This window comes from Thermophilibacter sp. (genome assembly GCF_966187215.1).
In genome coordinates this window covers 1-5,953 of sequence record NZ_CBIFYV010000063.1, presented here as the reverse complement: position 1 = coordinate 5,953, position 5,953 = coordinate 1, and the positions used below count along the sequence as shown (strand labels likewise).

The following is a 5,953-nucleotide window of genomic DNA, read 5'->3' as shown; positions in this document are numbered from 1 at the left end:
GCCGCCCCGTCGCGCCCGGGCGCGCGGGTTTGTGCGAGAATGGCCACGTCAGGCTATGAGAGGAGCGCACATGGCTGAGCGGGGGCGCGGACAGGGCCGCGGAGCGAGCAGGGCCGAGCAGGCAAGGCGGCACATCGACGACATGGCGCGTCGCTTCGGCGGCGAGATCGAGCGTGCCGTCGCCGCCACGCGCGTCTACGACCGGGCGCCCAAGACCGCCGTCGCCGAGCCGTGCGTGCCCGCCGTGACCGTGACCGACGAGGACACCGTCAGCGCGGTGCTGCGCCTGGGCCGCGGCCTGGCGTCCGCCTGCGACCTGGCCGTGCTCGACTTCGCGTCGTTCACGAGTCCCGGCGGCGGCTACGACCGCGGCGCGTGGGCGCAGGAGGAGGCCCTCTGCGCGGAGTCGTTCCTCTACAACGTCCTGAGCGAGAAGCGCGGCTGGTACGCCGAGAACCGCCGGCGCTTCGTCAACTGCCAGCTCTACCGCAACCGCGCGCTCGCGGTGCCGGCCGTGCGCTTCGAGCGCGACGGCTTCCATTCCTACGCCGACGTCATCGTGGCCGCCGCGCCCTTCGCGCGCCGCGCCCGCGAGGACTATGGGGTGGGGGAGGCCGACCTGCTCGTCGCCGTGCGCAACCGCGTGCGCCTGGTGCTGGCGATCGCGGACGACCTGGGCCGCGAGCGGCTCGTGCTGGGAGCCTTCGGCTGCGGCGCCTTCGGCGGGGACCCGGCGGTGATGGCTGAGACGTTCCGCGCCGAGCTCGCGGGCGGCGCGCACGGCGTGCGCGAGGTGGTCTTCGCGGTGCCGCGCGGCCGCGCCGACGAGAACCTCGAGGTCTTCGAGCACGCGCTCGCCACGTTCCCCGAGCCCAACCCCGCGCCGTACGTGAGCCGCGCCGAGCGTGCCGCCGCCGAGGCCGCCGCGGCCGCGCGCGCCGCGGACGAGGAGGATGCCGACGACGACTGGCGGCGGTACCTGTAGGTGTAGGCGCGGTCCCGCGTCCTTCTCGTCGTGCGCTTGCTCCTCGGTATTCGAACGGCTTGGGGCCGATTTCGTTCGGATGGACAGGAGCTTCTCGCTAACTCCTAGGTATCCGAACGCTCTGGGGCCCGGAACGTTCGGATGGACAGGAGCTTCTCGCCACGCGCCGAGCGCCGTCGGCCAAGGCAGTGACAAAACTCACTTCCGGCGCGGGCGCGCGGCCCGGACAATGGTGCCAACGAAAGGAGGCACCATGCCCGCACCCGCCCCAGCACCCACGTCCGCCCGCGACGTCGTGGTCGTGCGCGACCTCGTCAAGCGCTACGGCGACCTCGTGGCGCTCGACCACCTTGACCTGCGCATCGGCGCCGGCGAGATCTTCGGTCTTCTCGGTCCCAACGGCTCGGGCAAGACCACGGCCATCAACTGCGTGCTCCAGCTGCTCAGCTACGACCGTGGCACCATCGAGCTCTTTGGCGAGCCGATGGGCCCGGCGCGCTACGACCTCAAGGCGCGCATCGGCGTGGTCCCGCAGCAGGTGGCCGTCTTCGACGAGCTCACCGTCCGCGAGAACGTGGACGCCTTCTGCGCGCTCTACGTGACCGACCGCCGCCGGCGTCGCGCGCTCGTGGACGAGGCCATCGACCTGGTGGGCCTCGCCGACTACGTGCGCTTCCGGCCGCGCAAGCTCTCGGGCGGCCTGGCCCGGCGGCTCAACATCGCCTGCGGCATCGCGCACCGCCCCGAGCTCATCTTCTTTGACGAGCCCACGGTGGCCGTGGACCCGCAGAGTCGCGCGAGCATCCTGGACGGCATCTGCCGCCTGCGCGACGAGGGTGCCACGGTGGTCTACACCAGCCACTACATGGAGGAGGTCGAGCGGATCTGCGACCGCGTCATGATCGTGGACGCGGGCCGCGCCATCGCGCAGGGCACCCCCGAGGAGCTCAAGCGCATGATCAGCCTCGGCGAGCGCATCTCGGTGGAGACGGGCGCGCCCGACGAGGGGCTGATGGGGCGCCTGCGCGGCCTCTCGCACGTGCTCGACGCCGCCTACGCGGACGGCGTGCTGCGCGTGCGCTGCGAGGCGAGCCCGCACAACCTCGTGGACGTCCTCGGCGTGCTGACCGCCTCCGGCGCGCGGCTCGGGCGCGTCTGGTCGGAGCCGCCGACCCTGAATGACGTCTTCCTCGAGCTCTGCGGCCGCGAGCTGCGCGACTAGGGGGCGGCCATGAGAAGCTCGCTTCTGGTCACGCTGCGCACGCTCGTGCGCACGCCGTCGGCGCTCATCTGGATCCTGGCGTTCCCGGTGATCCTGTCCTGCGTCTTCATGTTCATGTTCTCGGCGATGCGCACGGACGGTGCGGTCGAGGCGGTCCCGGTGGCCGTGGTGGCCGACGACGCCTGGGATGCCTCGGCGTTCTCCGAGGTCGTGGACGCCCTCGACGCGGGCGGCGAGAAGGGCGCGGCGTCTGGCGAGAAGGACGCGGAGCCCGCGGACGGCTCCGACGCGCCCGCCGACGAGGCCCGCCTGCTCGACGTCCGCCACGTGGGCACCGCCGACGACGCCCGCGCGCTTCTCGCCGCCGGCGAGGTGGACGGCTGGTGGGAGGTCGGTGCGGACGGCGCGCCGCGCCTCACGGTGGGCTCGGCCTACACGACGTCCGACCCGAGCGGCGGCTCGGCCGTCAACCGGTCGATCCTGGAGGCCGTCACGAGCTCGTACGCGAGCCGCGTCGCCCTTGTCGGCGAGCTGGCACGCGAGGACCCCGCCGCGCTCGCGGACGCCGCGGCCGTCGCGCGCGCCCTGGGCCTCTCGACGTCGGTCGCGCGCACGCAGGTCACCCACGGCCTGCCCGACGAGACGGTGCGCTACCACTACGCGCTGCTCGGCATGTCGGCGCTCATGGCGTCGCAGGCCGGGATGCTCGCCGTGGCGCTCGCGCAGCCGGGCGTCTCGGCGCTCGGCGCCCGCCGCGCCGTCTCGGGCACGAGCCGCGCCCGACAGCTCGCCGGCTGCGTCCTCGGCGCGTGGGCCTTCTCGTTTGCCTGCCTGACCGTGGCCTTTTTGTTCCTGCGGCTGGTGGTGGGCGTGGACTTTGCGGGGCGCGAGGGGCTGTGCCTTGCGGGCGTGGCCGTCTCGTCGCTTCTGTCCACCGCGATCGGCGCGCTCGTGGGCGCGCTGCCGCTGCGCGCCGGCATCGACGCGCGCGCCGGGATCCTGACGGCGGCGAGCTGCGTGCTCTCGCTCTTCGCGGGGCTCTACGGCACGGCGGCGATGGAGCTCTCGGACTGGCTCGCGCGCACGGCGCCGTGGACGGCGTGGGCCAACCCCGCGCGGCTGGTCTGCGACGTCTTCTACGCGCTCTACTACTACACGTCCCTCGAGCCGTTCGCCGCGCGCCTGGCCGCGTGCGCGCTCGTCGCGGCGGCCCTGCTCGGCGCAGCCGCGCTTCTCTTCAGGAGGCAGAGCCATGAGCACCTTTAGGACCGCGCTGCGCGTGGTGGCCGCGCATCCCATCTACCTGGCCCTCTATGTGGTGATGCTCTCGCTCATGGGCGTGCTCGTGCTGGGCGACATCGATGCGGCGGCGAGCGCGGACGCCGGTTCCTACGAGACCTACCCGGCGCGCGTGGCCGTGGTGGACCGCGACGGCTCGGCGCTCTCGGGCGCGCTCGCGGCGTGGGCGGGTGAGACATACGATCTGGTCGAGGTGGCGGACGATACCCAGGCGCTCCAGGACGCGCTCGCCACGGGTGCGGCCGACTGCGTGCTCGTGCTGCCGGCGGGCTTCGAGGCGGACCTGCTCGCGCGGGCGCGCGCCGGCGAGGACCTCGCGGCGCTCGAGGCGGCCTACGGCACCGACGTGCAGGCGGGGGCGCTCGCGGCGTCGGCGGCGTCGAGGTGGGTGGCGCTGGCCGCTTCGGCGGCGGCGCTCGAGCCGGGCGCGGACGGCGAGAAGGTCGCGGAGCTCGCGGCCGGCGCGGCGGAGGCGCGCGCGGAGGTGGCGGTCGAGGCGTCCGCCCAGGCGAGCGGCGGGACCGATCGGCTCGTGACGTACCTGAACTTCTCGACCTACTCGCTGACCAGCTCGATCGTCGTGGTGGCGGGGTGCACGCTGGCGTCGTTCGGCCGCGCCGAGCTGCGGCGGCGCAACGCCGCGGGCCCGGTTCCGCCGCTTCGCCTGGCGGCCGGCGCGCTTCTCGCCTGCGCCGTGCTGGCGCTCGCGGTGTGGGCGTGGACCTGCGGGGTGGCGCTGGCCTCCTGCGGCGGCTCGCTCGCGGGGGTGGACCCGGCGCTCGTGGCGGCGTCGCTCGCGCTCGTGCTGGTGCTCGCGCTCGTGCCGCTCGCGCTGGCGTTTCTTCTGGCGCAGGTGGGGCTCGACGAGGACGCGATCAACGCGGTGGGCAACATCGGCGCGATGGTGATGTCGTTTCTGGGAGGGGCGTGGGTGCCGCTCTCGATGCTGCCTGAGGCCGTGCGCGCGGCGGGCCGCTTCGTGCCCGCCTACTGGGTGAGCGACGCGGTGACGACGCTGCTGCACGCGGACGCGCTCGGGCCGGCCGAGCTGGCGGTGGCCGGGCGTGCGGCGGGAATCGTCGGCCTGTTCGCGGTCGCGATCTTCGCGCTCGGCGCGGCGCTCGGCCGCTCCCGTCGCCGCGTGGCAGGCGCCGCGTGAGCCTCTCGTCCCGCCCGCCCCTCTCGTCCCGCCCGCCCCTCTCGTCCCGCCTATCCGAACGAAATCGACCCCCAAAGCGTTCGTTTAGGCGGGAGCAGCGAGAAGGACGACGGCGGCAAGAAGGACGACGGCGAGAAGGGCAAGCGGGCCAGCGGACCAGCAGGCCGGCGGCGCGCGCGGCGAACGGCGCGTGACGGACGCGGACGGTAGAATCGGGGCATGGAACGGCTGACCGACAAGCTCGTGGCGCTTCTCGCCTGCCTGCCCGCCCTCGCGCTGGCGGCGGGCGGCACCGCGGACGCGTCCGTGGTGGTCGCGCTGCTCGCGGCCGTGATCTCGGCGGCCGCGGGCGAGCTCGCGCGCGGGTGGTGGCGCGCCGCCGGGGCCTTCGCGCTCTGCCTGCTCGGCTGCGCGCTGCCCCCGTTCGCGGCGGTCGCGGGCGTGGCCGCCTACGACCTCGCGCTCGTGGGGGGCGCCGCGGGCGGCCGGGCGCGGCTCCTGCCCGCGGCGGCGGTCCTCGGGCCGCTCGCCTGCTGGGCCACGGGAGCGCTCCCCGCGACGGCCGCGCTGCTCGCGCTTCTCGGCGGGGCGGTCGGCGCGCGGATGGGAGATCGCGCGGCGCGGCTCGAGGCTGAGGTCCGCGCCCGTCGCCGCGTGCGCGACGAGCTCACCGCGACGGAGCTCTCGCTCGCGCGCCGCAACCGCGAGCTGACGGAGGCCCGGGACCACGAGGTCGCGCTCGCCACGCTCGCCGAGCGCGCCCGCATCGCCCGCGAGATCCACGACAACGTGGGGCACCTGCTCACGCGCGGCGTCGTGCAGGTGGAGGCCCTGCGCGTGGTGGGGGAGGGCACGCCGGTCGCCGGCGGCCTCGCCGGCGTGTCCGACACCCTGCGCGAGGCGCTCGACGAGGTCCGCGCGAGCGTCCACGACCTGCGCGACGACTCCTGCGACCTCTCGGTCCAGGCGCGCGCCGCGGCCGAGCGCGCCTGCGCGGGCACGGGCGTGGAGGTGAGCTGCCGCGTGGAGGCCGGCGAGGCGCCGCGCGAGGTGGCGGCATGTCTGCTGGCCGTCGAGCGCGAGGCGCTCTCAAACGCCCTGCGCCACGCCCGCGACCTCACGCGCGTCACGGTGGAGCTCGTGGAGCACCCGGCGCTCTGGCGGCTCACGGTGACCGACGACGGCGCGGCCCCATCGGGCGGCGAGAGGGAAGAGGCGCCCGGCGCCGGCCGCGGCATGGGACTCGTCTCGATGGAGGAGCGCGTCCGCGCGCTCGGGGGTGCGTTTC

At 74.9% G+C, this 5,953-nt stretch carries 5 protein-coding genes; all 5 read left to right on the top strand.

Going from position 1 to position 5,953, the window contains the following annotated elements:
- Positions 1 to 70 precede the first annotated feature (70 nt).
- On the top strand, positions 71 to 985 hold the full coding sequence (locus tag ACWTSU_RS05335; RefSeq protein ID WP_455138843.1) for a TIGR02452 family protein: 915 nt from the start codon (positions 71 to 73) through the stop codon (positions 983 to 985).
- Between the two features lie 253 nt (positions 986 to 1,238).
- The gene (locus tag ACWTSU_RS05330; protein ID WP_455138842.1) at positions 1,239 to 2,207 is read left to right on the top strand and encodes an ATP-binding cassette domain-containing protein; all 969 of its coding nucleotides are present in this window, start codon (positions 1,239 to 1,241) and stop codon (positions 2,205 to 2,207) included.
- 9 nt (positions 2,208 to 2,216) lie between these two features.
- Positions 2,217 to 3,473, top strand: a complete 1,257-nt coding sequence (locus ACWTSU_RS05325; RefSeq protein ID WP_455138841.1) for an ABC transporter permease — start codon at positions 2,217 to 2,219, stop codon at positions 3,471 to 3,473.
- Entirely contained in the window at positions 3,460 to 4,665 is a 1,206-nt protein-coding gene (locus ACWTSU_RS05320; protein ID WP_455138840.1) for an ABC transporter permease, read from the top strand. The genes ACWTSU_RS05325 and ACWTSU_RS05320 overlap by 14 nt, the downstream gene beginning before the upstream one ends.
- 219 nt (positions 4,666 to 4,884) lie before the next feature.
- Positions 4,885 to 5,953, top strand: a 1,069-nt coding sequence (locus ACWTSU_RS05315) for a sensor histidine kinase (RefSeq protein WP_455138839.1), incomplete at its 3' end; no start/stop codon positions are given.